Source organism: Hansschlegelia zhihuaiae (genome assembly GCF_004103825.1).
In the GTDB taxonomy this organism is placed as follows: Bacteria; Pseudomonadota; Alphaproteobacteria; order Rhizobiales; family Methylopilaceae; genus Methylopila; species Methylopila zhihuaiae.
This window is the reverse complement of the sequence record NZ_RYFI01000018.1, coordinates 12,118-37,811: the sequence shown is the minus strand read 5'-3', so window position 1 is coordinate 37,811 and position 25,694 is coordinate 12,118. Positions and strand designations below refer to the sequence as shown.

At 68.9% G+C, this 25,694-nt stretch carries 19 protein-coding genes and 1 pseudogene; 12 read left to right on the top strand and 8 right to left on the bottom strand.

Going from position 1 to position 25,694, the window contains the following annotated elements; translation table 11 throughout:
- Window positions 1-28: 28 nt before the first annotated feature.
- Window positions 29-1,705 carry a CYTH and CHAD domain-containing protein gene (locus tag EK403_RS17165; RefSeq protein ID WP_164919653.1) on the bottom strand — a complete coding sequence of 559 codons (1,677 nt, stop codon included), beginning with the start codon at window positions 1,703-1,705 and terminating at the stop codon, window positions 29-31.
- Window positions 1,706-1,900: 195 nt separating this feature from the next.
- The gene (locus EK403_RS17160; protein WP_128778692.1) at window positions 1,901-2,737 is read right to left on the bottom strand and encodes a MipA/OmpV family protein; all 837 of its coding nucleotides are present in this window, start codon (window positions 2,735-2,737) and stop codon (window positions 1,901-1,903) included.
- 145 nt (window positions 2,738-2,882) lie between these two features.
- Here EK403_RS17160 and EK403_RS17155 point away from each other — a divergent pair, with 145 nt between their 5' ends.
- The 6 genes and pseudogenes from EK403_RS17155 (at window position 2,883) to hpnH (ending at window position 11,171) form a co-directional block, all read left to right on the top strand.
- Complete coding sequence (locus EK403_RS17155) at window positions 2,883-3,755, top strand: LytTR family DNA-binding domain-containing protein (RefSeq protein WP_164919651.1); 873 nt, start codon at window positions 2,883-2,885, stop codon at window positions 3,753-3,755.
- Between the two features lie 144 nt (window positions 3,756-3,899).
- Window positions 3,900-5,741: a putative bifunctional diguanylate cyclase/phosphodiesterase gene (locus EK403_RS17150; protein ID WP_128778690.1), complete on the top strand. Its 1,842-nt coding sequence runs from the start codon at window positions 3,900-3,902 to the stop codon at window positions 5,739-5,741.
- 232 nt (window positions 5,742-5,973) lie between these two features.
- Window positions 5,974-6,249: pseudogene (locus tag EK403_RS17145) on the top strand (1-deoxy-D-xylulose-5-phosphate synthase N-terminal domain-containing protein); the annotation flags it as partial.
- A gap of 44 nt (window positions 6,250-6,293) precedes the next feature.
- Window positions 6,294-8,891, top strand: a complete 2,598-nt coding sequence (gene hpnN, locus EK403_RS17140) for a hopanoid transporter HpnN (protein ID WP_128778689.1) — start codon at window positions 6,294-6,296, stop codon at window positions 8,889-8,891.
- Between the two features lie 163 nt (window positions 8,892-9,054).
- A complete protein-coding gene (gene ispH, locus EK403_RS17135) occupies window positions 9,055-10,002 on the top strand; it encodes a 4-hydroxy-3-methylbut-2-enyl diphosphate reductase (RefSeq protein WP_245479759.1) in 948 nt (315 codons plus the stop codon).
- A 23-nt stretch (window positions 10,003-10,025) separates the two neighbouring features.
- Window positions 10,026-11,171 (top strand): adenosyl-hopene transferase HpnH, encoded by a 1,146-nt coding sequence (gene hpnH / locus EK403_RS17130; RefSeq protein WP_128778688.1) that lies wholly within the window; start codon window positions 10,026-10,028, stop codon window positions 11,169-11,171.
- On the opposite strand, the gene EK403_RS17125 is transcribed toward hpnH, so the two are convergent.
- Genes EK403_RS17125 through hpnA form a run of 6 tightly spaced genes read right to left on the bottom strand, consistent with a single transcriptional unit; the run spans window position 11,094 to window position 17,677 of the window.
- Window positions 11,094-11,735 carry a phosphorylase family protein gene (locus EK403_RS17125; protein WP_206659574.1) on the bottom strand — a complete coding sequence of 214 codons (642 nt, stop codon included), beginning with the start codon at window positions 11,733-11,735 and terminating at the stop codon, window positions 11,094-11,096. The two genes, hpnH and EK403_RS17125, sit on opposite strands and share 78 nt — an antisense overlap.
- A 38-nt stretch (window positions 11,736-11,773) precedes the next feature.
- Window positions 11,774-13,705: a squalene--hopene cyclase gene (gene shc, locus EK403_RS17120; RefSeq protein ID WP_128778686.1), complete on the bottom strand. Its 1,932-nt coding sequence runs from the start codon at window positions 13,703-13,705 to the stop codon at window positions 11,774-11,776.
- A 9-nt stretch (window positions 13,706-13,714) separates the two neighbouring features.
- Complete coding sequence (gene hpnE, locus EK403_RS17115) at window positions 13,715-14,968, bottom strand: hydroxysqualene dehydroxylase HpnE (protein ID WP_128778685.1); 1,254 nt, start codon at window positions 14,966-14,968, stop codon at window positions 13,715-13,717.
- A complete protein-coding gene (hpnD, locus tag EK403_RS17110; protein WP_128778684.1) occupies window positions 14,965-15,804 on the bottom strand; it encodes a presqualene diphosphate synthase HpnD in 840 nt (279 codons plus the stop codon). Before hpnD ends, hpnE begins: the two co-directional genes overlap by 4 nt.
- Window positions 15,801-16,667 (bottom strand): squalene synthase HpnC, encoded by an 867-nt coding sequence (gene hpnC / locus EK403_RS17105; protein ID WP_206659573.1) that lies wholly within the window; start codon window positions 16,665-16,667, stop codon window positions 15,801-15,803. The genes hpnD and hpnC overlap by 4 nt, the downstream gene beginning before the upstream one ends.
- Complete coding sequence (gene hpnA, locus EK403_RS17100) at window positions 16,664-17,677, bottom strand: hopanoid-associated sugar epimerase (RefSeq protein WP_128778683.1); 1,014 nt, start codon at window positions 17,675-17,677, stop codon at window positions 16,664-16,666. Before hpnA ends, hpnC begins: the two co-directional genes overlap by 4 nt.
- Between hpnA and hpnI the strand changes: the two genes are divergently transcribed.
- The 6 genes from hpnI (at window position 17,676) to EK403_RS17070 (ending at window position 25,582) form a co-directional block, all read left to right on the top strand.
- Window positions 17,676-18,902 carry a bacteriohopanetetrol glucosamine biosynthesis glycosyltransferase HpnI gene (gene hpnI / locus EK403_RS17095; RefSeq protein ID WP_206659572.1) on the top strand — a complete coding sequence of 409 codons (1,227 nt, stop codon included), beginning with the start codon at window positions 17,676-17,678 and terminating at the stop codon, window positions 18,900-18,902. The genes hpnA and hpnI overlap by 2 nt on opposite strands.
- Complete coding sequence (gene hpnJ, locus EK403_RS17090; protein ID WP_164919658.1) at window positions 18,902-20,332, top strand: hopanoid biosynthesis associated radical SAM protein HpnJ; 1,431 nt, start codon at window positions 18,902-18,904, stop codon at window positions 20,330-20,332. Before hpnI ends, hpnJ begins: the two co-directional genes overlap by 1 nt.
- Window positions 20,329-21,159, top strand: a complete 831-nt coding sequence (hpnK, locus tag EK403_RS17085; protein WP_128778681.1) for a hopanoid biosynthesis-associated protein HpnK — start codon at window positions 20,329-20,331, stop codon at window positions 21,157-21,159. Before hpnJ ends, hpnK begins: the two co-directional genes overlap by 4 nt.
- Window positions 21,156-22,142, top strand: a complete 987-nt coding sequence (locus EK403_RS17080; RefSeq protein ID WP_206659571.1) for a lysylphosphatidylglycerol synthase domain-containing protein — start codon at window positions 21,156-21,158, stop codon at window positions 22,140-22,142. Before hpnK ends, EK403_RS17080 begins: the two co-directional genes overlap by 4 nt.
- 1,464 nt (window positions 22,143-23,606) lie before the next feature.
- Complete coding sequence (locus EK403_RS17075) at window positions 23,607-24,308, top strand: HK97 family phage prohead protease (protein WP_128778679.1); 702 nt, start codon at window positions 23,607-23,609, stop codon at window positions 24,306-24,308.
- Window positions 24,305-25,582 (top strand): phage major capsid protein, encoded by a 1,278-nt coding sequence (locus EK403_RS17070; protein ID WP_164919650.1) that lies wholly within the window; start codon window positions 24,305-24,307, stop codon window positions 25,580-25,582. The genes EK403_RS17075 and EK403_RS17070 overlap by 4 nt, the downstream gene beginning before the upstream one ends.
- Window positions 25,583-25,694 lie beyond the last annotated feature (112 nt).

Below are 25,694 nucleotides of genomic sequence, written 5' to 3'. Positions count from 1 at the left end.
CGGCGCGCCCGGGCCGCCAAAGCTGACGTCAACGCCAGAAGGGCTTCGCGGCGCAGAGACGGTCGAGGCTCTTTTCGGCCTTGCGCAGCAGCTTGTCGATGCCGGCCTCGGCCTTGCCCGCGAGCAGGCCGGCCGAGAACGCCGCGTCGCCGTCGCGCTCCGCGCCCGCCTCGCGCGCGAGGCCCGTGGTGAGCTTGCGCGCGGTCGCGATGTCGTTCAGCGCGCCGAGCTCGTCCTGGAGGTCGGTCATCAGCTCGATGAAGGCGTCGCGGCGCTTCGCCGCCCGCTCGTCGTAGAGCGCGCCGAAGAAGCCGCAGGCGTAGCGCAGCTTCTTGGCGGCGATCCGGGCCTTGTGGCGCTCCTCCGGCGACAGATGCGACAGGCCGTGGCCGGACTTCCGGAGCTTCTTCAGCCGCTTGTCCAGGATCTCGGCGGCCAGGCGCTCGATCGGCGCGGCGCGCGCCTCGGCGGTCTCGGGGTTGGATCTCCAGTCCCCGATCGTGGTCCATTCGACCAGGTCGAGTAGCAGCGCCGGCGCGCGGGTCGAGCGGATCGCGCCGAGCGCCTCGCGATAGGCGTCCTGCCGATGCGCCTCCGTGCGGGCCGCGAGGCCTTCGGCGCCAATCTCGTCGCCCTCCGGCAGCCGCCCGCGAAAGACGTCGAGGTCGCGGGCGTCGCCGAGCGAGCCGGCGAGCCATTTGACCTCGGCCGCGATCGCCTCCGAGCGCTGGTCGGAGATCACAGCCTTGAACAGCGTGAAGGCCGAGCGCAGCCGCCGGAGCCCGACCCGCGCCCGATGGATCGCCTTCGAGCCCGGCTTGTCGAGCAGCAGATCCTCGTTGAGGCGGTATTGCGCGAGGCAGTCCGACACGACTGCGCGGAACGCAGCCTCGACGTCCATGCCGGACACGATCGGCGAGTCCTGCTCCTTGTAGGAGCTCCGCTCCTTGCCCTCGAGCAGCGCATAGCCGCGCGCCGACTTGGTCATCACGCCGAGCCTGAAAGGCGTTCCGCCGGCGGCCTCGCGCGCGACCGCGAACAGCGCCGCGGCGTCGCCCGCCTTCAGCTCGAGCTCGAGCTCGTGGAACGAGGCGCTGCGCCCTGCGGCTTCGACGATCCCCTCGTCGAGCGCGATCTCGATCTCGGCCTCGCCGCGCGCGACGTCGAAGATCGTGCGCTTGACCGTCGTGACGAAGATGGGCGCGAGCGTATGGTCGGGATAGAGCGGCCCGCCGAGCATCTCGGCGATCGCGGCGCTCTCCTCATTGGTGAGGCTCGGCTCCTCGCTCCGGACCGGGCGCTCGAGCTCCAGCCGGTCGTAGAGCCCGGCGCCGCCGGCGTCCTTCTTGATGGTCTGGACGCGGCCCCTGCCGCGCCGGCGGATGCGGAACGAGATGCCGGCGGCCTGAAGCGCATGGTCCTCGGTGTCGAAATAGACGGAGACCAGCCGCGCGGCGCGGCCGCGCTTGGCCGCTCCCTCGAGCGCGGCGAGCCGCGCCGAAAGCCCCTTCAGCACGCCTTCGGGCACGACGAATTTGAGCTCGATCTCGTGATCGGACCCGCTGTCGCCAAGGGCGGCCTCGCCCCCGGCGGCCGCCGTCGAATGGTCATGCGTCGCTTCGATCGTGTCGCTCCCAGACTTGACGCAGCCGCGTTCGCGCTCTGTCGCACAAGCGTCATAGTCTAAGGAAATGTCATATTCCATCGACTCCCTTGAGCCCATGGTTTCACAAATCCGGACCGATGGCCGCCGACGAAACGGCGGCCATCGGCGGTCGGGCTCTCGATTGCGCCGCGTGGGGACGCAAGCACGGCGCGTCGTCGCCCGATCCTTGAAATTGGTTTTCCGCGCGAGCCGAGGGCCTGCCGGCCGAAGGCCGCGCCGGCCGCAGCGAGGACGTCAGTAGCGGTACGAGACCGCGAGACCGAAAAGACCTGCGGTCTCCGAGCCATCCTTGACGATCGGGCTGTCCGCCGCGTCGCCGACATAGCGGGTCACGCTCGCGCGGCCGAGGACGCCCCATCGCTCGTTGATCTGGTAGCCGACCGTCAGGCCCGCGCTGACGTCTTTGAAGCCGGCGCCCGGCCGATAGGCGCGAAGTCCGGAAGCTACGGATCCGGATTGGGTCACGCCGAAATAGGTGCGGTTGAACTCTTTGCTGGCGTAAGTCGTCTGCGCGTCGACATTGGCGTAGAGCGGCCCCCATTTCAGCGCGGCGTAGGACAGTTGGGCGATCGCCACGAACCCGTCATGCGCGTCCGCGACGTCGCGCAGGAGGGACGCCTCGAGGCCGATCTCGCCCTGGCCGGTCTCGTCGCCGCCGAACTTGTAGCCGATGAAGCCGCCGACCTCGACCGCGGCGTCGATCTCGTCCAGCCGTCTCACCGGCCCGTCGACGTCGTCGTCGCGCTTGCCGCGGTATTTGACGACCGGCCCGATGTCCCACGCGCTGTCGCCCAGCGCGTCGATCCTCGCCTGCAGGCCGCGAAGCTGGAGTTCGACGCCCTGCCATTTCAGGTTCGCGAACGCGAACGGGACGACCTTGTATTTGTCCGATCCTTCATATTCGGGCGCGAAGCCGGCGCCGGCCGCGACAAAGGCGGAAACCACGCGCTCGTTCGGGACGAGAGCGGCGTCGGGCGGGCTCTCGTTGTAAATATCCGCGCCCTTCACCGAAGACGCCCCGATGCTGGCCAAAATCGCCGCTATGCCGACCTGCGTCCGGAAATTTCCCATCACGCTTTTTCTCCCCGCCGCCGAACGGACCGGCGCGACGGGGAGAGCTATGACCGGCCGCCACGGCGATCCGCGAGAGCGCGTTCGCCGTTGCGCCGAATGCTTCGTGATCGCGCTGAGATTTCAGTGGGGGAGCTGGTTCGCGATGCGTGAATTCGCGAAATTTCCTGTCGAATCGTGGCTTCGCCAACGGGTCGGCGAGCTTGGTCTGGCGTTGGGCCTCGGCCTCGCCTTCGCCTATGTCGGACCGTTCAGGACGGACGAGTCGGAGTTTCTGCCGAAGCTCGGCTACTGGGCCGGGCTGCTGGCGTGCTGGTTCATCGTGGCGGCCCTGGTCGAACACGGGCTGCGGACGCTGCGCGCCTATCGGAACGCGGGGCTCTGGGCGAGGCGCGCCTGTCTCATCGGCGTCGCGTCGCTTCCGATGCTTCTGGTCGTGGCGCCGGCCACGACCGCGCTGCTCGGTTGGCGAGCCACGCTGCCGGAACTGATCGAGATGTACTGGCAGATCGTGCTCGTCTGCACCGGCGTGGTCATTCTGTCGGACGGGATACTGGGGTCGTCGTCCGTCGCACGCGAGGCGCCGCGCGAAGTCGACCGAAGAGACGTCGTCGCGCTGGCCGAAGCCCCCGCGACCGCCGAACAGGAAGCCGTGCGGGGCGGCGAAGCCCCGGAGAGCGTCGCGCCGCTCGTCAGCCGCCTGGCGGAAAGACTTCCGCCCGCTCTTCGAGCGCCGATCATTTGCCTCGAGATGGAGGACCACTATGTCCGCGTTCATACGGATCGCGGCTCGGTCCTGGTCCTGATGAGGCTCGGCGACGCCATCCAGGACGCGGCGCCGACGCCCGGGGCGCAGTCGCATCGATCATGGTGGGTGGCGACCGACGCCATCGAGAGCTTCGAGCGGACCGGCCGCGTCGGGCGGCTCCAGCTCAGGAACGGGCTGACCGCGCCGGTGTCCCAGCGATATGTCCGAACCATCTCGGAGCTGGCCGCGGCCGATCGGCAGTCGCTCTGAAAACGAAGGAGGCGGAGCGTCCGGGCTGCGTCGGAATCACTCAGCGCCCCAAGGCCCTGAAGTCCATTTCCTGATACCAAGCCGTAAACGAAACTTAACAGTCGCACGGCGACTGTCCTCAGGCGGCAATATTGGGATCTCTGCGTGCTGGAACAGTTTCAGCAGGTCATTCTGGAGATGATCGCGCGCGGGCGCTCCGTCGAGGAGACGGCGGAGCACATCTGCCGGCGGGCGGAGAGCCTGGCGGACGGAGCCCTGTGCTCCATCCTGACCGTCGACCGCGCCGGCCTCCTGCACCCTCTCGCGGGTCCGAGCATTCCGGACGACTATTCCGCGGCGCTCGACGGGATCGTGATCGGCCCGGACGTAGGGTCCTGCGGCACGGCGGCCTTTCTGCGCAAGCCGATCGTCACCCGGGACATCTCGACCGATCCCCGCTGGGCGTCCTACGGGGACCTGGCGAGACGGCTCGATCCGCTCGGCGTCAGGGCCTGCTGGTCCAGTCCGATCCTGCACGGCGACGGCCGCGTGATCGGCACGTTCGGCTTCTACTTCGCCGAAGCCCGCGGCCCAAACGAGCAGGAGGAGCGGATCGTCGCCGAATGCGTGGACCTCTGCTCGATCCTGCTCGAGCGCGAGGAGGTCCGGGCCGAGAACCACCGGCTCGCTTATTTCGACGTGCTGACCGAGCTCGGCAACCGGGCGAATTTCAACCGGACGCTGGACGCCGCGCATGAGTCGGGGCGCGGCCGTCTCGGCCTGCTGTTCGTCGACGTCGACCACCTCAAGCGCGTCAACGACACCCTCGGCCACGCCAAGGGCGACAAGCTGATCCGCGAGGTCGGGCGGCGGATCGCCCAGAACGTCGCGGCGGGGCGGGCCTTCAGGGTCGGCGGCGACGAGTTCGCCGTGCTGGTCGAGGGCGCGGACGTCGACCTGCCGGCGACGGCGGCCAGAATCCTGGCGGCCATGAGGGAGCCCGTCCGGTGCGACGGGCATGCGCTCGCGTCGGCGGTCACGTGCGGCGGCGCGACCTCAGGGGCGTCGGACCCCTGCGATATCGCGACGCTTCGGCAGCGCGCCGATCTCGCGCTCTATCACGCCAAGGAGATCGCGCGGGGCGGGTTCGTGCTCTATGGCGAGGACCTCGCCAGCACCATCGCGCGGCGGTTCCAGATCCTGCAGACCGTCACGGCCGCGCTCGCGGAGGATCGCGTCGAGGCGCACTACCAGCCGGTCGTCCGGCTGGACACGCAGGAGATCATCGGCGTCGAGGCGCTGTGTCGCGTGCGGACCCGAGAGGGCGAGTTCTTGCCCGCGGCCCAGTTCATGGAGGCGATGCAGGACCTGTCGATCGGCAGCCTCGTCACCGACCGCATGCTGGGGCGGGTCGCCGCCGACATCAGGCACTGGCTCGATCGCGGCATCCCGCTGCAGCATGTCGGCGTCAACGTCTCGATGGCGGATTTCCAGAAGGGCGATCTGCGCGAGCGCATCTCCGCCGCGTTCGCCCGCTGCGACGCCCCGCTCAAGCACGTCATCCTCGAGGTGACCGAGTCCGTCTACATGGGCGAGAACGACCGCAAGGTCGCCCGCGCGGTGGAGGAGCTGCGCGCCGAGGGCCTGCTCGTCGCGCTCGACGATTTCGGGACGGGCTTCGCGTCCCTCACCCACCTCCTCACCTTTCCCGTGGACATCATCAAAATCGACAAGTCCTTCGTGGACCGCGTGTCCACGGGCGACGCCGGCGAGGTGATCGTCACGGCGCTTCTCGAAATGGCCAAGGGCCTCGGAATGCGGATCGTGGCCGAAGGGGTCGAGAGCCGCGAGCAGGCGGACCAGCTGCAACGGCTCGGTTGCAAGCTCGCCCAGGGCTATCTGTTCGGCCGTCCCGTCGACCGCGACGCCACAACCGACGTCCTTCAGCGTTTCGCCCAACGCCCAGCTGCGCAAGCCGCGACGCCGTCGGGGATTTTTGCGGCGTAACGGCAGGCGGCGCCCGCTGTGGTCTCCGGGTCTTGAGGCTTTCGCGCTTTATCGGATCGGGGATTTTTGGCGCGGCCGTCCGGACGAGCCGGAGCACACATATGCCGCGCGGATCATTGGCGCGGTCGGCGCGACGATCTGTCCAGCGACCGGCGCACATGCGTCGCGAAAGAGTCGTCGACCTTAGCGATGGCTGAACTAGGGTCCGGTATCCGACACGGGCGCGTCATTCATGACCCTTGGTTCTTCCACCCCGCTGCTCGACCTCGTCCCGACTCCCGACGATCTCCGCCGCTTGAAGCCCCGGCAGCTTCGGCAATTGGCCGACGAACTGCGCCAGGAGGTGATTTCGGCGGTGTCGGTCACTGGCGGGCATCTCGGCGCCGGGCTTGGCGTGGTCGAGCTCACCACAGCGATCCACTATGTGTTCGACACGCCCCGCGACCGCCTGGTGTGGGACGTCGGACGCCAATGCTATCAGCACAAGATTCTGACCGGACGGCGGGACTCGCCCGTCCACGGCGCCGGGCGCCGACGGGCCGCGTTGATCGGATGACCGCCGCCTCCATCCTCCGCCTGGTCGCGGCGAGCGTGCGTCGCCCCGTCGTCGTGCTGCTGCTCAGCCTCGCGTCGGTCGCCGGCGCGGTCCTCTATGCCGTCGGCAATTTCGGCATGACGACCGACACATCCGAGCTGATTTCGCTCGACGTCGATTGGCGGCGGAACGAAGCGGCGGTGGAGGCGGCGTTTCCGCATCTCGCCGACTCGATGCTGGTGATCGTCGACGGCGCGACCCCGGAACGCGCCGAAAGCGCGGCCGCGCGGCTCAGCGAGCGGTTGAGCGCCGCTACGGAGCATTTCCGCCGCGTGCGCCGCAGCGACGGAGGCCCGTTCTTCGACCGCCAGGGGTTGCTGTTCGGATCTGTCGAGGAGGTGAAGGCGAGCGCCGCGTCGCTGATCGAGGCGCAGCCGGTGCTTGGTCCGCTGGCGCGCGATCCTTCGCTCCGCGGAGTGACGACGGCGATCTCGACGATGCTGATGGGCGTCGAATACGGCGTGACTCCGCTCGCTCAGCTCGATGCGCCGATCGGAGCCCTGCGGCGAAGCCTCGACCAGTCGATGCGCGACGAGCCCGCCTATTTTTCATGGCAGGAGCTCTTCGCCGGCGGCGCCGCGCCGCCGCGCCGCCGGTTGATCCTGGTCCAGCCGAGGCTCGATTACGGATCTCTCGAGCCGGGCGACGCGGCGAGCGAAGCGGTCTCGTCCCACGCCGCGGCGCTCGGCCTCGACCCCGCTCACGGCGTCACGGTCCGGGTGACCGGCGAAGTGCCGCTCGCCGACGAAGAGTTCGCGACGCTTCAGGAGAATATCGGCTTTGTCGGGCTCGTCATGGCGGCGGCGATGCTCGCCGTTCTGTGGTTCGCGACGAGATCGACGCGGATCGTCGCCGCGATCGTCGTGACCATTCTCGCCGGCCTCGTCATCACCACCGCGGTCGGCTTGCTGGCGGTCGGAACCCTCAATCTGATTTCGGTCGCCTTCATTCCGCTGTTCGTCGGGCTGGGGGTAGACTTCGGCATTCAGATCAGCGTGCGCTTCAACGCCGAACGGCTCGAGGGGGCCGGCGTCGGCGAGGCGGTGGAGCGGGCGGCCGCGGCGCTCGGCGCGCCGCTCGCGCTCGCGGCGGGGGCGGTGTTTCTAGGCTTCGGGGCGTTTCTTCCGACCGCCTATATCGGCATTGCGGAACTCGGGGTCATCGCCGGGCTCGGCATGGTGATCGCGTTGTTCCTGAGCGTCACCCTGCTGCCCGCCTTGCTCGTGCTGCTGAAGCCCGGCGCCCCGCGCCGGGAGGTCGGCTTCGCCAGGGCCGCGGTCGTCGATCGCTGGCTCGCCCGCAACCGGGCGGCGGTGCTCTGGGCGTTCGCGCTGTCGTTGGCAGGGAGCGTCGCGCTGCTGCCGCTCGTCCGTTTCGACTTCAACCCGCTGCATTTGCGCAACCCCGACGGCCCGGCCATGCAGGCGCTCACCGATCTGATGCAGGACCCGCTCCGCACGCCCAACACCGTCAATCTGCTGGCGGCGGACGCCGACAAGGCGGCCGCCGTGGCGGAGCGTCTCTCGGCGCTGCCCGAAGTGGCCGCGGTGGTGACGATCGACAGTTTCGTGCCCTCCGACCAGCCCGCGAAGCTCGCGCAAATTAGGGAGGCGGCGCTCAAGCTGGATTCGACGATCAACCCGCCCGAGCGAGCTGCTCCGCCGAGCGACGCCGAGACCGTCGGCGCGCTGCAGGCCACGGCGGTCAGACTGAGCACGGTCGCGTCGCGCGCCGCTCAGCCCGCGACCGAGGCGCAGGCGCTTGCGCAGACATTCAACAAACTGGCTCAGGCGGCGCCTGCGGAACGCGCGCGCGCAGCCGCAATGCTGATCGAGCCGCTCGAGACGACGCTCGCCCAGATGCGCGCATCGCTCCAGGCTGAGCCGGTGACGCGTTCCTCACTGCCGCCCGAGATCGCGCGGGATTGGGTCGCCGAGGACGGCCGCGCTCTCGTGCAGGCGTTTCCGCGCGGCGACAGCAACGACAACCGGGTCCTCGCCCGCTTCACCGAAGCGAGCCTCGCGATCGCGCCGGACGCGAGCGGTCTTCCGGTCGCGACGCAAGGGGCGGCCAATACGGTCGCGCGGGCGTTCGTGCAGGCCGGCGCGCTCGCCCTCGCCTTCGTCAGCGTGCTGTTGTTCGTGGTCTTGCGGGACGTTCGCGAAGTGGCCTTCACGCTTGCGCCGGTGGTGCTGTCCGGATTCCTGACGCTCGCGACCTGCGTGCTGATCGGCCAGCCGATCAACTTCGCCAACATCATCGCCTTTCCGCTGCTGTTCGGCGTCGGGGTCGCGTTCCACATCTACTTCGTCATGGCGTGGCGCGGCGGCGCGACCGATCTGCTCCAGTCGAGCCTCGCGCGCGCGGTGCTGTTCAGCGCCTTGGCGACGGGAAGCGCTTTCGGGAGCCTGTGGCTGTCGCAGCATCCCGGGACCGCCAGCATGGGCAAGATCCTGATGATCTCGCTCGCCTGGACGCTCGTCTGCGCGCTGATCTTCGAGCCGGCTCTGCTCGGTCCGCCCCGCGACCATTCGAAACGCGCCGTTCAGAAATGAGCGCGTCCACGCGCTGCGACGCATCTCTCCGCTTGCGCGTTTGGTGTCTTCTGATCGTGTGGTAGCGTGCCTAAAGTGGCGCTCACGGCTATTTGAAAGAGCCGCATTCGGTGATCACAAGCGCCGCTTCGCCACTCCGCCGGGATTGCCAGGGAGACTGCTGTTGCAAGTCATTCTCGCCAAACCACGCGGGTTCTGCGCCGGGGTCGTACGAGCCATCGAGATCGTCGAGCGCGCGCTCGAGAAATACGGCGCCCCCGTCTATGTGCGGCACGAAATCGTCCACAACCGTCATGTCGTGAACACCTTGCGCCGCAAAGGCGCTGTGTTCGTCGACGAACTCTCCGAAATCCCGACCGGGGCGATGACGGTGTTCAGCGCCCACGGCGTGGCCCGCCGCGTCGAGGAAGAGGCCAAAGCGCGCGGCCTGCCGGTGCTCGACGCGACATGCCCGCTCGTCACCAAGGTGCATCTCCAGGGCCGGCGCTACGGCGCGACCGGGCGCGCGCTCGTGCTGATCGGGCATGAGGGCCATGCCGAGGTCGAAGGCACGATCGGTCAGGTCGGCGTCCCGATCCGCCTTGTCCAGTCGGTTGACGACGTGGCGGCGCTCGACATCGCCGTGGACACGCCGATCGCCTACATCACCCAGACGACCTTGAGCGTCGACGACACGCGCGAGATCATCGCGGCGCTCAACGAGCGGTTCGACGACGTGCTCGGGCCCGACGTCTCCGAAATCTGCTACGCGACGCAAAACCGCCAGACTGCGGTGCGCGATCTCTGCAGGGTCGCCGAACTCCTGCTGGTCGTCGGTTCGGACAACAGCTCCAACTCGAGGCGTCTGCGCGAGATCGGCCTCGACGCCGGCCTGCCGAGCCACCTGGTCGCGAATGGCGACGCGCTCGATCCGTCCTGGTTCGACGGCGTCGATGTGGTCGGCGTCACCGCGGGCGCCTCGGCGCCGGACGAGCTGGTCGAGGACGTGATCGCCGCGTTGCGCAGGTTTTGTCCGGTCGAGGTCTCCCAACTCGACGGCGTCGAGGAAAAACTGGAGTTCGCCCTGCCGCGCGAGCTGAGAACGCCTTCCATGCCGCTCGCGCGGGCATAGGCCGGAACGACAGGACGATATCTATGGGTCTTCCCCTCCCTCAGATGATGCGCATTGGCGGTTACGCCGTCCGGCAGCACCTCAAGGGCGGCAAATATCCGCTGGTGCTGATGCTGGAGCCGTTGCTGCGCTGCAATCTCGCCTGCGCCGGTTGCGGCAAGATCGACTATCCCGATCCGATCCTCAATCAGCGGCTCAGTTACGAGCAGTGCATGGAGGCGATCGACGAATGCGGGGCGCCCGCGGTGTCGATCGCGGGCGGCGAACCGCTGCTGCACCGGGACATGCCGCGGATCGTGAAGGGCTTCCTCGCCAAGAAGAAATTCGTGATCCTTTGCACCAACGCGCTGCTGCTGAAGAAAAAGATCGACGACTACAAGCCCGACCCCGGTTTCGCCTGGTCAATCCACCTCGACGGCGACAAGGCGATGCACGATCACTCCGTCTGCCGCGCGGGTGTCTACGAGGTCGCCTATGAGGCGATCGAGATCGCGAAGGCGAAGGGCTTCCGCGTCCAGATCAATTGCACCGTGTTCGACGGCGCGAGCCCCGAGCGGCTCGCCGGCTTCTTCGACAAGATGCAGGAGATGGGCGTCGAGATCACGATCTCGCCGGGATACGCCTATGAGCGCGCGCCCGATCAGGAGCATTTCCTGAGCCGCCAGAAGACGCGTCAGTTTTTCCGCGACCTGTTCAAGCGCGGACGCGGCGGCAAGGCCTGGAGCTTCACCAACTCGCCATTGTTCCTCGACTTCCTCGCGGGCAACCAGACCTATGAGTGCACGCCCTGGTCCATGCCGCTGCGCACCGTCTTCGGCTGGCAGAAGCCGTGTTACCTGGTCGGCGAAGGCTACGTCTCGACATTCGCGGAGCTGATGGACGGCACCGATTGGAGCCAGTACGGCGTCGGCAAGTACGAGAAATGCGCCGACTGCATGGTCCATTGCGGGTTCGAGGGAACGGCCGCCGCCGACTCGCTCCGTCACCCGCTCAAGATGCTGAGCGTCAGCCGCAAGGGCGTGCGGACGGACGGGCCGATGGCGCCCGATGTCAGCCTGGCGAACCAGAGGCCGGCCGAAGACGTCCACGCCTCACATGTCGAGCGGGAGCTGGCCCGGATCCGCGCCGCCAATCCCCGCGCGGGCAAGCACGTCGTGGCTGCGGAGTAGCGCCCGGAACGCGCGTTCGGCGCCGATCGCGGCGCCCATGAGAGCCGACAGCTGCGCCGGATCGCGCGCGAGCGACGCCAGAACGGCGCCGACCGCCATCCGCCCGTCGGGCCGCAGCCCGACAAGCGCCGCGGTCGGCAGCTCTTGGTCCGCGCCGTCGGAGATCGTCCGCAGCGCCGCGAACGGCAGGCCGTGGCGAGCGGCGACGCGGGCGGCTATGTGGGACTCCATGTCGATCGCGACGGCGCCGGTGCGGGCGTGAAGCGCGCGCTTCTCCTCGACCGTGGCCACGATCACGTCGCTGCCGACGATCGGGCCGACCCGCGCCTGCGGGAGGAGAGCCCTGATCCTCTCCAGAATGGAGCTTCCTCCATCCGCCGAGGCGACCAGATGTCCGACGACGACGTCGCCGGGCTTCAGGGACGGGTCGAGCGCTCCGGCGAGGCCGCTGGACAGGATCGCGGCGACCGGCGCGAACCGCGTGACGCGGCGCTCCAGCTCGTCCTCGAGCGCGGTCGCCCTGCCGCCGCCGACGACGGGAACGAGGCCGCGCCCTCTCATCATGCGGGCTTCGCGCCGCAATCCGCAGGCGACCAGGATCGTCACATCCCGAACGCCACGGAGGAGCCGTTCGAGCGCACGAGATTGCGATAGCGCGCCAGCGCCCAGAGCGGGAAATACTTCGGATAGCCGTGGTAGCGCAGGTAGAACACGCGCGGGAAGCCGCCGCCGGTGTGGAAGTCCTGCCGCCAGAACCCGTCGGCGCCCTGTGTCGCGACGAGGTGGCGAACCCCCCGCTCCACCGCCGGCTCGCGCACCGCGCCGGCGGCCATCAAGCCGAGCAGCGCCCATCCCGTCTGGGACGCGGTCGACGGCGCCGGCGCATATCCGGCATAGTCGAGCGCATAGCTTTCGCAGTCCTCGCCCCAGCCGCCGTCGTCGTTCTGGATCGAGACCAGCCAGTCGACCGCTCTGCGCACCATGGGCGACGCCGGGTCCACCCCCGCGGCGTTCAGCGCGCACAGCGCCGACCAGGTCCCGTAGATGTAGTTCACCCCCCAGCGGCCGAACCAGCTGCCATCCGGCATCTGCTCCTTCTCGAGGAACGCCAGCGCCGCCTTCACGCGGGGCGTGTCCCGCTCGCCGAGCTGGGCCAGCATGGAGAGGCACCGCGCCGTCACGTCGCTGGTCGGCGGATCGAGCAGCGCGCCGTGATCGGCGAACGGGATGTTGTTGAGGTAATGGTGGCTGTTGTCGGCGTCGAACGCGCCCCAGCCGCCGTCGCGGCTCTGCAGGCCCGCCGTCCACTCCGCGCCGCGCGCGATCGCCTCGTCATAGGCTCCGCCGCTCCGGCCTTTCGCCCGGTCCATCGCCATGACGACGACGGCGGTGTCGTCGAGATCGGGGTAGTGCGCGTTGTTGTACTGGAAGGCCCAGCCGCCCGGCCGGACGCCCGGCCGCCTCTCCGCCCAGTCGCCCTTCAGATCGAGCACCTGCAGCGGCTTCAGCCAGTCGAGCGCGGCTCGGGCGGAGGCGTCGTCGCCCGCCTCCATCATGGCGTGGGCGGCGAGAGCGGTGTCCCAGACCGGCGAGACGCAGGGCTGGCAGTAAGCCTCGTCCTCGCCGATCACGAGCAGCCGCTCGAGGGACTCGCGCGCCGCCGCCCGGTGCGGGTGATCTTCCGGGTAATCGAGGCAGGCGAACATCATCACGCAGTTCGCCATCGCCGGATAGACCGCTCCGAGCCCGTCGACGCCATTGAGCCGCTCGACCACGAAGGCGACGCAGGCGTCGATCGCGCGCTGGCGGAGCGTCTTGGGGAAGAACGGCTCGACCCGCTTCAAGACGGCGTCGAGTCCGTTGAACAGCGCGCCCCACAAGGGCTTCGCGCCCGCGGCCTTGCTGGTTGGCGACGTCCGCCTGCCGGTGAACAGCTCGTCGACCCGAACCGACCGATCCCGCGCCACCGGCTTCAGCGCGCCGAGCACGAGCAGCGGCACGATCACGGCGCGCGACCAGTAGGACATTTTCGAAAGATGCACCGGGAACCAGCGCGGCAGCAGGATGAGTTCGACGGGCAGCATGGGGACCGCGTCCCAGGGGCCGGCCGCGAACAGCGCGAGCTGGATGCGGGTGAAGACGTTCACCGCCTCGGCGCCGCCGGCGGCCAGGATCGCGGCCCTGGCGCGCGCCATGTGGGGCGCGTCGACGTCGTCGCCGATCACCTTGAGGGCGAAATAGGCCTTCACGCTCGCGCTGACGTCGAGCGCGCCGCCGTGAAACAGCGGCCAGCCGCCATGGTCGCCCTGGATGCGGCGCAGATAGACGCCGATCTTGGCCTCGAGCGCCGCGTCGCGCGGCTCCCCCAGGAAGTGCTTGAGCAGCACGAATTCGGCCGGGATCGTGGCGTCGGCCTCGAGCTCGAACACCCAGTGGCCGTCCTCGCGCTGCGCCGCTCTCATCGCCTCCGCGGCGCGGTTCGCGCATCGGTCCGCCTCGCTGATGATGTCGGACGTTTCGAGGACGAAATCCATGACCGACGCCTACACGACGCGAAGCGCCGCCGCCAAGCGGGCGGCGGTCGCGCCCGAGCGGAGCGCGCCCTCGATGGTGGCGGGCAGCCCGGTCTGGGTCCAGTCCCCGGCGAGAATGAGGTTGCGCCAGCGTGTGGCGGCGGGCGGACGTCTGGCGTCCTGCGCGGGCGTCGCGGCGAAAGTCGCGCGCTTCTCCTTGACGATCTGCCAGGGCGGCAGGGCGACGGGCAGGCCGTGGACCGCGGCGATGTCGGCCCAGAAGCGCCGGGCGAGCTGTTCGCGATCGACGTCGATCAGGCGGTCGGCCGCGCTGACCGTCACCGAGATCCGGTCGTCGAACGCGAAGATCCATTCTGCGTCGCCGCCGATGACGCCGATCATCCGAGGCGCTTCCGCCGGCGGCCGATACGCGAAATGCGCGTTCACAATCGCCCGGTGCTCGTCCGGAACCGTGAGGCCGGGGAGCAGCGCCGCGGCGACCCAGGGCGGGACCGCGAGGACGACCGCATCGTTCGCCGCCACTGGTCTTCCGCCGTCGCCGAAATCGAGCCCGGCGATGCGATCCCCCTCGATGGTCAGCGATTTGAGCCGACGGCCGACCGCGACCGCGACGCCGCGCGCCGCGAGCCACGCCAGCGCGGGGTCGACGAAGGCTGCGGCGAGGCTGGGTTCGGCGATCATCGGCCGCATCGCCCGCCCGCCGCGCGCCAGCGTCTCACGGATCACGGACGCGGTAAGCGCGGCCGACGCTTCCTCGGGGGCGGTGTTGAGCGCGGCGAGCAGCACCGGCCTCAGCAGCTTGTCCCAGACCGGCCCTTGTGGGTCGACCCGCGCGGCGACGGTTTGCCCATGCGCGCCCGTCATCAGCGAGACGAAACGCGCATGCGACAGGGCCGTCGTTCCCGGCGTCCGCCTGTCGCGCGCCAACATCCACCACGGCAAGCGCCCCTGGTTCGGCCGGAACGTCCAGCGCGCGCCGCTCGCGCGATCCACGAACGGGAACGCCGCCGCGTCCGGTCCGCTCAGCCGGTCGCTCGCGCCGATCGTCGCCAGATACCGCGCCACCGCCTCGTTGCCGGACAGGACCAGATGGTTGCCGTTGTCGATGACGCGGCCGAGCTTCGGATCGTGGTGGCTGCGGCAGCGTCCGCCGGCCTGCGCGGCGGCCTCCGCCGCCTCGACCGCGAAGCCGGCCTGCGTGAGCTCGACCGCGGCCGACAAGCCCGCAAGACCCGCGCCGATGACCCAAGCGCGCCTCTTCAACGAAGCAGGCTCAGGCGCATGAGCGTGAAGATCAGCGCCGCCTTGTTGACCTTGACCGGGATTCGGGGCGGCGCCCAGCCGACGGCCTCCATCCGGCGCAGGAGCTTGGCGTAGACCGCGGCCATCAACCGCGGCGCGATCAGATGGCCGCGCGGCCGTTTCGCGAGAATCGCGCCGGCCGCCCGATAGTGGGTATGGGCGACCGCCGCCAGTTCGCGGCAGGCGGCGTCGAGCCGCGGGTCTCTGACGACATGGAGCGGCGTCGTCAAGGCGATTCCGGCGGACTGAAGGTGCTCGGCCGCGAGATAGACCCGGCCGATCGCGGCGTCCTCGTCGATGTCGCGCAGGATGTTGGTGAGCTGCAGCGCCCGGCCGAGATGGCGCGCGAGCGCGACGCCAATGGCGCGGTCCATCCCGAAAACCCGGACCGAAAGCCGCCCGACCGCCGACGCGACCCGGTCGCAGTAGAGATCGAGCGTCGCGAAGGGCGGCCAGCGGATGTCGCCCGCGACGTCCATCGCCATGCCGTCGATCACGGTGAGGAAATCGGCCTTGTCGAGCCCGAAGTGCGCGACCGCCTCGGCGAGGAACGCCGCCTTGCCCGGATCGCGCCCGGCATAGAGCGCCTCGATATCGTCGCGCCACGCGTCGAGCGCTGCGGCGCGCCCGGCGCGATCGCCGGTCGCGTCATCGGCGATGTCGTCGACCGCGCGGCAGAAGGCGTAGACCGCGTACATCGCCTCGCGCTCGGCCTTGGGCAGCACGCGCATCCCGGCATAGAACGAGCTCCCCGAGACCTGCGCCTGCAGCGAGGCCGGGGCCGCCTTGGCGGTCATGACCGGCCCGCCAGGCGCGACAGCCCGGCGGTCGCCGCGAGCCAGAGCGCTTCGCGCCGGCGATGATGCACCCGTTGCGAGAGTGGATCGCGCGTCTTCAGTCGCGCCGTCAGGCTCGTCGCGAGACGGTGGATGATCGCGACCTCCACGGAGAGCCGCCGGTCGCGGATCTGCGCGGCGAAGCTTGCGGATTGGCCCAGAAGATCGTCGGTTCGCGTCGCCATCTGTTCGATGGTCGCCCGCAATCCCGGCGTCGCCGCGGGGCCCCCGAGATCGCCGACCTCCGCCCCGTTCTCGGCCAGCATCTCGAGCGGCAGATAGACCCGATCGAGCGCGCGGAAATCCTTCGCGCAGTCCTGAAGGTGATTGATGATCTGCAGCGCCGCGCACAGCGCGTCCGAGGCCGGCCAGGTCGCCTGGGATTCGCCATGGACGTCGAGCACATAGCGCCCGGCCGGCATGGCCGAATGCCGGCAGTAGCCGATCAGGTCGTCCCATGTCCGGTAGCGGGCGACCGTGCAGTCGCGCTCGAACGCGGTGAGCAGGTCGAGGCCGTGGCGCGGCGTCAGCCCGCGCTCGGTCAGAACGGCGCGCAGGGCGCGCGCCTCCTCGCTTTCGTCGCTCTCTCCGGCCAGCGTCGATCGCATCGCGGCGAGCACGGACAGCCGCTCCGCGGCGCTCGCCGTCGGATTGTCGGCGACGTCATCGGCGGCCCGCGCGAACCGGTAGAACGCCATGATGGGCGCCCGCTGCTCGCGCTTCAGCACAATCGAGGCGACCGGGAAATTCTCCTGTCGGTGGTCCTTGCCGGATGCGAGCTTCCCCGCGGTCGTGCTCCCGGCCGCCGTCGCGATGTCGATCACGCGATCATTCCCTCGCGCCGGAACCAGTCGATGGCGTCTTTCAGCCCCGCTTCGTAGGGCCGCGCGCTGTAGCCGAGCTCGTTCTGCGCTTTCGCGCTCGAAAAATACATCGCATGCGCCGCCATGCGCAGTCCGTCGAGCGTCAGGAAAGGCTCCCTGCCCGTCAGTCGCGCCATCCGCTCATTGACCCAGGCGAGCGGAAACAGCGGCGCGCGCGGCAGGCTGATCGTCGGCGCCCGGCGCCCGGCGAGCCGCGCGATCGTCGCCAGCATCGCGCGCAGCGAAACGTCCTGGCCGCCCAGGATGTAGCGCTCGCCGATCCGGCCGCGCTCCAGCGCCAGCACGTGGCCTTCCGCGACGTCGTCCACATGGACGAGGTTGAGCCCGCTCTCGACGAAGGCCGGCATCCGTCCCGACGCCGCCTCGACGACGATCCGTCCGGTCGGCGTCGGCCGCACGTCGCGCGGCCCGATCGGCGTGGAGGGCAGCACGATCACCGCGGGCAGGCCGCGCTCGGCGACCATCCGTTCGACCATCCGCTCCGCCTCGACCTTGCTTCTCTTGTAAGCGCCGACCGCCTGGTCCGGCGCCGCGGGTCGGCTTTCGTCGGCGACTCCCGCGGGGTCCGGTCGCAGCGTCGCGACGCTGCTGGTGTAGACGATCCGCTCGACGCCGGCCGCGAGCGCCGCCTCCATGAGGTTACGGGTTCCGGCCAGGTTGTTGCGGACGATCTCCTCGGGATCCGGCGCCCAGATGCGGTAGTCCGCGGCGACATGGCAGAGGCGCGCGACGCCCGCCATCGCGCGATCGAGCGACGCGCGGTCGAGCAAGTCGCCGACCACGATCTCCGCGTCGAGGTCGGCGAGGTTGGTCCTTGGGCTCGACGCGCGCGCCATCGCCCGCACCTTGTAGCCGCGCCGCAGCAAAGCGCGCGCGACGGCCGCCCCGACAAAGCCTGACGCGCCCGTCAGAAGGACAAGGTCGGACGATCGGGTCAGCGTTTCCTCCATGACGACGATCGACCCTAAACGCCTCACCGTATCGCGAGAAGCAGAGATCGACCTTCTTGCGCGACTGGGGCATTGGTCGGTCATGGACTATGCCGGCTACGCCCTGCTGTTGCTGTCCGCGGCCGGAACGGCGTGCCTGCTGGTCGCCGCGGCGCGCCTCTTTCGGTTCGCGCCGCGATCCCCCGCGGCGATCCGCGCCGACGCTGTGACCATCCTGAAGCCGCTGCACGGCGCGGAGCCGGAGCTGCTCGCCAATCTGGCGAGCTTCCTAGACCAGAATCATGACGGTCCGGTTCAGCTCGTCTGCGGCGTCCAGAGCGCCTCCGACCCGGCGATCGCCGTCGTGCAAGCCTTGCGCGAGGCGCGCCCGCAGGCCGACATCACGCTGGTGGTCGATCCTACGATCCACGGCGCGAACGCCAAGATCTCCAACCTCGTCAACATGGCTGCCAAGGCCCGCCACGCCGTTCTGATCGTGAGCGACAGCGACATGGCCGTCGGCCGCGACTATCTGGCGCGCGTGACGGCGGCGCTCGACGCGCCGGGCGTGGGGGCGGTCACCTGCCTCTACCGCGGGCGCGGCGACGCCGGGGGATGGTCGCGGCTCGCCGCGATGGGGATCAACGCCCACTTCCTGCCGAGCGTCCTGCTCGGCACGGCTCTCGGCCTCGCCAGCCCATGCATGGGATCGACCATCGCGCTCCGAGCGCGGACGCTCGAGGCGATCGGCGGATTTGCGGCGTTCTCCGACCGTCTCGCCGACGACTATGCGATCGGCGCGGCCGTCCGGGCCCGAGGCGAAGAGGTCGTCCTGGCCGACCTGCTGCTGACCCATGCCTGCGCCGAAACCAGCCTGAAGGCGCTGCTCCGGCAGGAGCTGCGCTGGAGCCTCACGATCCAGCGCCTCGACAAGGCCGGCTTCGCCGGCAGCGTCGTTCTGCATCCCTTTCCGACCGCGCTCGTCGGGGCGGCCTTTCTGGGATTCACGCCGCTGTCCTTGGCGGCGATCGGCGCGGCGCTCGCGGCCCGGCTGACGATCGCGCTGCTGGTCGACCGGCGGGCGGCCGCGCGCGCCGCGCCGCTGCGCTGGATCCCGGCGCGTGACCTCCTTTCCTTCGCCGTGTTCGTCTGGACATTCTTCAGGGGTTCAGTTGAATGGCGCGGCGCGACCTTCGCCGTGGACGCTGCAGGTCGCCTCGAGAACCGTCGGGACCAGACATCATGATGCGGACCCTGTTCCTCCAGGCGCCCTCCTTCGACGGTTATGACGGCGGCGCCGGCGCGCGCTACCAGATGAAGCGCGAGGTCAAGTCGTTCTGGTATCCGACCTGGCTCGCGCAGCCCGCGGCCCTGGTCGAAGGCTCGAAGCTGATCGACGCCCCGGCGCACGGCCTCGGCTGGGACGACATCAGCCATGAGGCCGACGAGCGCGACCTCGTCATCCTGCACACCTCGACGCCGTCGTTCCGGCAGGACGTCCGCACCGCCGAGCTGCTCAAGGCGCGCAATCCGAAGCTCGTCATCGGCATGATCGGCGCGAAGGTGGCGGTCGAGCCGCAGACGTCGCTCGAGGCGGCGCCGGCGGTGGATTTCGTCGCGCGCAACGAGTTCGACTTCACGATCCTCGACGTCGCGATGGGGCTTCCGCTGCCGGACATCGCCGGGATCAGCTACCGCAACGAAGCCGGCGAGATCGTCCACAACGCCGATCGTCCGGTGCTGGAGAACATGGATCTGCTGCCCTTCGTCGCGCCGGTCTACAAGCGCGACCTGCAGCTCGAGAAGTATTTCGGCGGCTACCTGCTGCACCCTTACGTATCGTTCTACACCGGGCGCGGCTGCAAGAGCCGCTGCACCTTCTGCCTCTGGCCCCAGACCGTGGGCGGCCACAACTACCGCACCCGGTCGATCGCCCACGTGATCGAAGAGGTGAAATACGTGCAGGCCGAGATGCCGGAGGTGAAGGAGATCTTCTTCGACGACGACACGCTCACCGACAACCTGCCGCGCGTCGAGGAGCTGGCCGTCGAGCTCGGCAGGCTCGGAGTCGTCTGGTCCTGCAACGCCAAGGCCAACGTCCCGTACAAGACGCTGAAGGTGATGAAGGACAACGGCCTGCGCCTGCTGCTCGTCGGCTACGAGAGCGGCAACCAGCAGATCCTGCACAACATCAAGAAGGGCATGCGCACCGACGTGGCGCGCCGCTTCACCAAGGATTGCCACGCGCTCGGCATCGTCATCCACGGCACCTTCATCCTCGGCCTCCCGGGCGAGACCGAGGAGACGATCGAAGAAACCATCGAGTACGCCAAGGACATCGACCCCCACACCATTCAGGTGTCGCTGGCCGCGCCTTATCCGGGCACGTTCCTCTACCGGCAGGCGACCGAGAACGGCTGGTTCGACGGCGGCGATCACCTCCTGACCGACGGCGGCGACCAGATCGCGCAGCTGAGCTATCCGCACCTGCCGGCGGCCGTCATCTACCACAAGGTCGAGGAGTTCTATAAGCGGTTCTATTTCAGGCCGTCGAAGATCTGGTCGATCGTCTCCGAGATGCTGCGCGACTGGGACATGATGAAGCGGCGCCTGCGCGAAGGCGTCGAGTTCTTCGACTTTCTGCGGCGGCGCAAGGAAGCGGACGCCGCTGGGTGAAGACCCTTATCGTCACCGCCGATGATTTCGGCGCGGACGTCGCGGTCAACGAGGCGGTCGAGCGGGCGCATCGCGACGGCGTGCTGACCGCGGCGAGCCTGATGGTCGCCGGGCCCGCCGCAGATGACGCCGTCGAGCGCGCGCGCCGGCTGCCGTCTCTCGGGGTCGGGCTCCATCTCGTGCTGGTGGAGGGCCGCCCGACGCTGCCGCCGGAACAGGTTTCGCATCTCGTCGATTCCTCGGGCCGGTTCCGCGGCGACATGTTGCGGGCGGCGATCGGCGTGACAGTCAGACCCGCCGCGCGCCGCCAGCTCGCGAACGAGATCGAAGCGCAGTTCGCGGCCTTTTCGGCGAACGGCCTGCCGCTCGACCACGTCAACGCGCACAAGCATTTCCATCTCCACCCCGTCATCGCGTCTCTGATCCTGAGGATCGGCAGGCGATACGGCATGCGCGCCGCCCGCGCGCCGGTCGAGCCGCGCGCCGTGCTCGCGGCGGCGGAGCCTGGCGTGACGGCGCGGCGGGATCCGGCGATCCTGTGGGCGCGCCTTCTCGCCGCACGCTTCCGCCGCGCCGGCGTGATCGTTCCCGATCAGGTGTTCGGCCTCGCTTGGAGCGGCGCGATGCATGCGGAGCGGCTGAGACGCCTGCTGGCGGCGCTGCCGGACGGCGTGACCGAGATCTACGTCCATCCTGCCGTCGCGGACGCATGGCCGGGCCACGCGCCGGGCTATCGCTATGCGGACGAACTCGCCGCGCTCATGGCCCTCCGCGATGTGGTCGCCGAGCAGGGCATGGCGCTGGCGCGCTTCGGGGATCTCCCGTGAGGCGATACGGCCGCGCCCTGCTGCTGCTTGCGACCGTGATCGGCTTCGCGATCGCCGCCTGGACGATCGGCGCGGTCGGGGGCCGGCAAGTGCTCGACGCGATGGCGTCGATCGGCTGGATCGGCATGGTGGTGTTCATCCTCTGGTCGGGAGGCGTTCTGACGCTGCTCGGCATGGCGTGGCTCGTCGTCGCGCCGGACGAGCCGCTTGCGCGCCTGCCGCTCTTCGTCTGGGCGCGCACGGCGCGCGAGGCCGCGACCGATGTGCTGCCGTTCTCGCACCTCGGCGGGATCGCGGTTGGGGTCCGCACGCTCGCGGCGCGCGGCATTTCCGACCGGGTCATCTACGCCTCGATGATCGTGGACCTGACGACCGAGATGGCCTCGCAACTGCTGTTCAGTCTGGCGGGCGTCGCGGCGCTGCTGCTGCTGGTGGTGACGGACAGCGCCGTTCAGGCGAACATCGCTCCCATGGCCGCCGGCGGATTGGCGGCGCTCGCGGCGCTCGCGGCGTCGTTCGCCTTCGCCCAGCGCCCGATGCTCCAGCTCGCCGGCGCGCTCGGCGCGAGACTGCTGCCGGGATCGGAGGCGGTCATGACGGCGGTGCGTGAACAGCTCGACGCCGTCTATCGACGACCCCGCCGCGTCCTCGCCGCCTTCGTCTTCAATCTCCTGGCGTGGATCGCGAGCGCCGCCGGAGCGTGGATCGCGCTCGTCTTCATGGGCGCGGACACGCCGTTCTGGGGGGTGATGACGATCGAAGCGCTGATCTTCACGCTGCGCAGCGTCGCCTTCGCGGTGCCCGGCGCGATCGGCATCCAGGAGGCCGCCTATGTGCTGATCGGGCCGCTGTTCGGCCTGCCGCCGGCGACCGCCGTGGCGCTCTCGCTGCTGAAGCGCGGCCGCGACCTGGCGATCGGCGTTCCGGCGATCCTGCTCTGGCAGGTCGGCGAATATCGCGCGCTCGCCGACGCCCGGAGGTGACCCGCCGCAAGAGCCTTGCGGGCTGAAAAGGTGGGCGCTCGGCGTGGCGGACGGCTTCGATCCGCTACGGATCGTCGTCGTCCTCGGTTCAAACCGCAGAGCTGAGTCGATCTTTCGAGTTCGCCCGAGCCCAAGTCGGCCTTGGGGCTCTCGCGAAGCGCCCAAATACGCGGTCTTGTTCGAACCGGAGGCAATTCTGGCGCGCCCGAAAGGATTCGAACCTCTGACCCCCAGATTCGTAGTTTCGACTAGGCCTTTGGGAAATCAGGCGTTCTTCTGACAAACGCCAAGAACTGACGCCTTAGAAGATCAACGCTCTCTGAAGCCGACTGCAAAACGCGATGCACCCTCAAAGGGGCCGCGTGAATGTTGCTGACCTCTCCCTTCGATCGATACGGGTTTGGCCGCGAGGGTTGCACCCCGCGGCCCTCTCAAGGCCGCGGGGTGCGGGGCAGGCTTTCGCCTCCCGGCGTTAGGGACACAGCTATTGGGCGTTCGCTGAAATGTCCGATTCGGCTGATCGTCCTGGCGGCCGGTAAGGACCGCGGAGCCTGCCACCGCGCGCCGCGACCAGGCATTGCCTCATCGGGTCGGCCGACAGTTTCCAGGTCCGCCGCCCCGCCAACCCGCAACCCACCATGAATAGTTCCCCGTACTCGCAACCCTCGCGCGACGAGGGTTGCGAGGGTTCGGCGAGGGTTTGCGCGAGGGTTCTGGCCTCAGGATTGAGGAGCTTGCGAGGGTTGCGAGGGTTTACGCACCCACGCGTACACAGCGATTGGAGAGGCGGATGACTTCTGAAATCTCTTATGTGCATGTCTATAAACCCTCGCAACCCTCGCAAGATGTTTATAAGTATCTAATATATAATATGAATTTCGGCCGCGAGGGTTTGACGGGAACCCTCGCGAACCCTCGCAACCCTCGCAAGGTCGGTGGCCGCCCCCGCGGGGGGCGGGTCAAAAGTTCGGACCCTTCAGCCCCGGACCGGTGGGTCAATGCAACGAAAACCGCCGCGAAACTCAGCGCGAGATTTTTTTTATCGATCATAGTCTTAGGCCACCTTGGCGCACGGGAGAGACCGTGCGTCGGGCGACGCGTCGAGGCCGCCGGCGCTCGCCGGCCGGACATCGTTTCTGTCGCGAACGATGTGCTTGCTCACCAGGCCGCGGGTCGCTTCGCCGGTGAATCTCTGGCCATCGAACGAACCGAACCCGCCCCCGGCGGCGACCTGCTGACGAGTGGGGCTGCGGGGTCAAGGGTTTCGGGAGGCCGACGAGGCCTCTTGTCAAATCACTCGAGACGGACTTACGCTTCACCTGCTCATCGAACTGAGGAGCGCCGCCGGCGGGATGCTGGGGCGCGCGGTTCGAGGCTCCTTCGGCGCGGGCGGGATGCTCGGTCAAGGCTCTACGTGGCGGCCATCATGCCGCCCGCTGGGTTTTGCTTCGCCAAAGGTGGCCGATGAGCGATCAGCAACTCGATTTCTCAGGACTTCACGTCGGGCCGGTCCTCGCGCTCGACGTCAGCGCGACCAAGCCGCGAGACGGCAGAATCTCGGGCTACGGGGTGACGTTCACGCCCAGCCCGAACCGCGCCAATCTCATCATCGACCCCCACGCCCTCGACGCGACCATCCGGGAGCATCGGGAGCGCGGAACGATGCCCGCGATGTTGCTGGGCCATCAGAGCGACCGCGTCGTCGGCCGCTGGAGCGAGATGAGCGTCGACTCCTACGGTCTGAGGCTTGCCGGCCAGATCAATCTCAAGTCGCGTTGGGGTTCCGAGGTGTTCGAGCAGATCGAGGCTCGCGACATCACGGGCCTGTCGATCGGCTTCCAGACCCGTGACGTGCGTCACAATCGGGACGCCGTGAAGTCGGCGACGGTCCTTGAAATCGACCTTCACGAGGTGTCGCTGGTCCCCGTCGGGGCCGACCCGAGGGCTCAGCTGCTCTCGGCTTCCAGCGTCGCGACGCAGCGCGACTTCAACCGGATGCTGCGCGGCGTCGGCTTCTCGAAAACCATGGCGACGCAGCTCGCCGCCGGCGGATGGCCGGCGGTCGATGCGCGCCGATCCCCTCTGTCCGACCAGGCGGCTCGCGCGAAAGCACTCGCCGCTCGCGTCCGCGCGGCCACGGCCGCCATGAAGGAGCATTCCCGATGACTTCGACTTCCCTTCCGCGCGTGACCTTCGCTGCCACTCCGCTGGCCGGCAGCGGCTCTTTCGAGGAACTGGCCGCCGCGTTCGAGGAGAACACGCAGGCGACGACCGAGGCGCTCGGCCGAGCGAATGACACGATCGACGACCTTCGCCGCCAGCTCGACGAGCGCGACCGGCGGGTGATCCCTGGCGTCGGCCGGCGTCAGGGACCGATGCGTATCGTCGATGGCCGGCCTGTGGCGCTCTCGCAGATGGCGACTGACGAGGATCGGGCGGGGCGCCTTGATCGCGATCGCGGGGTGATGCTCGCCTTCATGCGGACGGGGGACCACCGCGCCCTCACGGCCGTGGCGGACAGCGAGTTCGCCGCGCCGCTGCAGGTCAGCAGCGAGGTCGACGGCGGCTATCTCGTGCCCGAGGAGGTGGCGCGCGAGATCATGACGTTCCTGCGCAACGGCAGCGCGATGCGCCGGATCTCGCGCCTCGCGACGTCCAGGGCTGCGGAGTTCAAGATCCCGGTCAACAAGGGCGGGCTGTCGGCCGGCTGGGTGACCGAGCATGACGACCGTCCGGAGACCGACGCCCCGAAGTGGGGGATGCTCTCCGTCCCGACCAATGAAGTGTACGCGCAGCCGGCTGTGACGCAGCAGCTGCTCGACGACTCGGCGTTCGACGTCCTCAACGTGCTCCAGGAGGATGTGCGGATCACCTTCAACGAGAAGGAGAACGCCGCGTTCATCACAGGCGACGGCGTGTCGAAGCCGCTCGGCTTCCTGAGCGTGCCTCTGGTCGCGGAGAGCGACGACGTTCGAGCGTGGGGCAAGATCGAATTCGTCTCCCTGCAGTTGGACACGGAAACGGGCAAGCCGACCTCGTGCGATCAGTTGATCGACCTCGTCTATACGCTCAAGGCCGGGTACAGGGCCAACGCGACCTGGCTGATGAACTCGAAAACGGCCGGGATCATCAGCAAGATCAAGGACGCGGACGGCAACTACGTGTGGCGGCAGAGCGTCGAGCGCAGCCAGCCCTCCACGCTGCTGGGCTATCCGGTCGAGATCGACGAGAACATGCCGGACGTCGCGAACGGGACATTCCCGATCGCCTTCGGCGACTTCAACCGCGGCTATCTCATCGTCGACCGGATCGACATGCGGGTGCTGCGCGACCCGTACACCCGCAAGGGCTACGTGCTGTTCTACTGCACCAAGCGGGTCGGCGGATCGCCCTACGACACCAACGCCATCAAGGTTCTCAAAGCCCTTCCCGCGGCGTGAGGGCTTGCGGGCGCGCTTCGGCGCGTCCGCCGGACAAGTCGGCGAGTGTCCGCAACAACCCCGACAGCCGGCGGCGCCCTTCCAACAGAGGGCGCGCGGCCGGCGACTTCAG